Consider the following 3,595-nt stretch of genomic DNA (forward strand, 5'->3'; position numbering starts at 1 on the left):
CACAGTGACACAAATTATAGCTCATGCCGGTCTTGGCTGTCTTGTAGGTGCTACGGCGAATGGTGATTGTCGTGCCGGTGCGATTGGTGGTGCAGTGGGTGAAGCAACCGCCATGCTCCAGTTTAAACTGTGGTCCAAAAATTTTATACAAAAAGAAATAGCAGCATTGGATGGTCGTATTCCAACGGCAGAAGAACAAGCGCGTATCAATGCAAAGATTGAAGCACAGTTTGCTGATTTTAATGATCATGCCATTGATATTTCCCGCATTGCGGGGGGCTTTGCAGCTGCCCTTGCTGGTGGGGATGTCAATACCGGCGCGGATGCTGCAGGTAATGCTGCGGAAAATAATTTTCTTCCTGCAGTAGCAGCATTCGTAGCATTCGTTGCATCGCTTGCACCAGAAGAATTGACAGCTCTGTCCCTTTTTATGGCTGGCGGAGCAACTCTTGTTCAATCTTCTAGCAATAGGTCGGCTATAGCTGATTTTCTTGCCTATTGGTTTGCTTCGAAAAATTCTGCAGAAGATAGCGAAAAAACAAATCAAAACTCAAAAGAAGAAAAAGATAAAAATTCTCAGAAGGAAAGTAAAAATAAGACAAAAAACGGAAACAACAAAGAACCACAAAATAATAATGATGGCAAGAGTAACCTACTTCAGCAAGTCAGGAAGCATCATGACAAAAAACGCGATGAGAAAAAACAAGAATTAAAGGATGAAGGCTGTATAGTATGCGAGACAGAAATGGTATTCAAAACTAAAAATGGTAATAAGACAATAAGATCTCGTGCGGATATTGTTTATATAAAGGATGGTAAAATAGAAATTGGTGAGGTAAAAACAGGAGAGAATGCTGATTTAACTGGAAACCAAATAATTTTGAAAGACGCATTTGAAGGGGGAAAGGCAGAGCCTACAAAAGGAGGTTATATAAAATTTCTTAAAGAGAACAAAGAGTTCTTAGAAAAATATCAAGCAGATTTCAAAAATTTTAAAGGAAATCAAGATCAATTGAGAGAAGCCAATCAAAACTGGATTAAAGAACAATTAAGTAATAAGTTAGAAAAAACCAACTTTAATCTTTTTCGTTATCCAGGACTTAAGGAAATTGAGTGATGAGGAAAATTAAAAATATAACAAAACTTTGAAAGCTAAGTTGGTAGTTGTGAGATTAGCTATCATCGACGGCAGTAGATTAATATTAACAGGAATAATCTTTAAATTGTGGAGAATGATCTGTGAACTTTGCTTTAAAAAAAATATACCGCCCTGATATTATTTATGTGGAAAAAGGTGTATTAAAAGTTACTGATATAAAAACTGGTAATTCTCAATTAACAGAATGTCAAAAAGAGTTTGAAATAGCCTATAAGACAGGAGATGCAAAACCTTTTGGAAAAATTATGAAACGGTATTTAGAGGAAAATAAGGAAAAGCTTAATAAATACCAAGAAGATTTGAAAAAATTTGAAGGAGATGCAGAGCTGCTGAAAGAGTTTAGAGACAATTGGAGTGAAAATCAAATAAACAAAGAGTGGAATAGAATAATTGCTTACACAGTTAGCTGTTATCCGGGGATTGGAGAAGAGTGAAGCATTATGCAAACTAAAGATGCAGCAGAAATATTAAAAAGTCTTGGCTGTGAGCCTTATCGTGATGAAGTAGGCGATACATTTGCCTATTATTATCTTCCCGATCGCATTGTAGATTTGAGCTATGGTGTAAAACATGAAAAGGATGGTGAGAAATTTTGGTTATTAGCTAGTCTTACAACTGCTTCTTATAGTCTTGCTTGTGAATATTCTAGGGGAAAAAAGTCGCGGTATGGATATGTACTTTATCCAGAAGTAGGTGATTTCGGGATTACAGTACCGGATCTTTCTGAGAACCATATTGAGGAAGCTTTAAACAAAGTAATTGCTTGGGCACAAGCACAAGATATTGAACAAAAGTTGTGCGAGGAAGCGGCTAATCATTCTCTTGTTGCACAAGCATTGCTTGGCGATATAGAATCTTTAAGGAGTTATGAGTCTACGCCCCAATTATTTGGGCCAGAATTTTCTGATTATAAAATGATGACGTGGACTGATCGCCTTGTTCTTTTTGCGCAGGCTTATAAAAACGGGGAGTTAAACGATATTCTAACGCGTAAAAAGCCCAAACAGCGCTCGATAAGCCTTACTGCAGCAAGCCGTATTCTTAAAACCCAAGGGTGGTTTTCTACGGAACCTGGAAAAATGTGGCTCTCTTTGCCAGATCGCTTTATTCAGTTTGATTTTGGTTTTGTACATCTCCATGATCAGTACAATGTCCGTCTTGAAGCTGAGATCTCTAATGAAGAGATTTCTGTAGCTTGCAAATATATTCATTATAGTGAGGAGTATCGGTGTATATCACCTACAAATATTTATAATTCTTTTAACACGATTGGGGGAGGGATTTTTAGCGGTTTTGGTAAAGGAATTGATATTTGTGTAGAGACGTTGAATGAGCAAGAGTTGACAAAAATCTCTGAGCGGATAATACAATGGGCGCGCGCCCAAGATTTGCAAGCATCGATTGAAAGCAAAACTCTTGTTCAAAAATATAGCTACAATACAGATATAATTTGGCATTTGGCTTGTTTAGCGTTGACAGGAAAGATCGATGTACTGAGATTTTATCAAAACTCCATTGCGGTAGGTACGATTTCTGAACATTTGGATGATGATGAAGTAGAAAAATATGTTAATCATGCCGTTGAATTTGCTGAAAAACATCTAAAAATTCTTAATGAGAGAGAAGCAGCTGAAGCGCATCTTTGTCCGAAAGCTTTGATTACTTTCAATAAAGTTGCTGAGCAATTAAAACAAATGGGTTGGACAGTTTATCGGGATAAAAACTATGATCGTAATGCCTATTTTATCAGTAAAGACCGTATCATCAATATAATGTACAGTCTTCAAAGTGATGAAGAAGAGCCAATTGTTGCATTTAAGGTTTCCCTTTCAACACTTGGCTTTTCCACTGCTCATAGAGAGATTTTCTATAATATGCCTCAATATATAGCCCTCAAAGAAGCAGAAGAAGTTTATACAGTTTCTAGTACTGAATTGGATGAAGGCAAGCTAAAGCAGGTTTGTACAGATATACTTGAATGGGCAGATCGGCAAAATGTCAATCAAATCATTTATGATTATGCCGCGTTGTCTCCAGATAGTGAACTTGATCTTGTAGCGCGTCACCTTATTGCGCTTGTTTTGATTGGGGATATTGAAAAGCTCAAATCTTACAAGGAGAATTTTAGAAAGGGAAATCCTTTAGGTTTTGTGGAAGAAATCTCAAAATATAGAATTGATAATCTCCTCACTCTTGCACGGGGTTATCGGACCGGTTTTCCCAAAAACACTCCAATTTTAAGCTTGGATCCACAAACAACATCTGTTATTTCTCAAACAGCAGCTGTTGAAGCGACAGAGGAGGTAGAGGAAACGGATGATAGAGATGCTCCATTGACCATGGAAAGTGCTACAGCACTTTTAAAAAGCTTAGGCTGGACAATTGAAAAAATCGATGAAGATGACCATATGGCAAGCTATCAATTGGCTGATCGTG

3 protein-coding genes are annotated in these 3,595 nt (G+C 37.3%); all 3 read left to right on the plus strand.

The genetic code is table 11. The features are described 5' to 3' along the window. On the plus strand, positions 1–1,117 hold a 1,117-nt coding region (locus PVV64_RS10100; RefSeq protein ID WP_273760858.1), incomplete at its 5' end, for a VENN motif pre-toxin domain-containing protein. A gap of 122 nt (positions 1,118–1,239) precedes the next feature. After that, positions 1,240–1,593, plus strand: a complete 354-nt coding sequence (locus PVV64_RS10105; protein ID WP_273760859.1) for a hypothetical protein — start codon at positions 1,240–1,242, stop codon at positions 1,591–1,593. Positions 1,594–1,599: 6 nt separating this feature from the next. Next, a partial coding sequence (locus PVV64_RS10110) for a DUF6990 domain-containing protein (protein ID WP_273760860.1) occupies positions 1,600–3,595 on the plus strand: 1,996 nt, incomplete at its 3' end.

It is taken from the genome of Bartonella sp. ML70XJBT.G (assembly GCF_028618575.1).
Lineage (GTDB): Bacteria > Pseudomonadota > Alphaproteobacteria > Rhizobiales > Rhizobiaceae > Bartonella.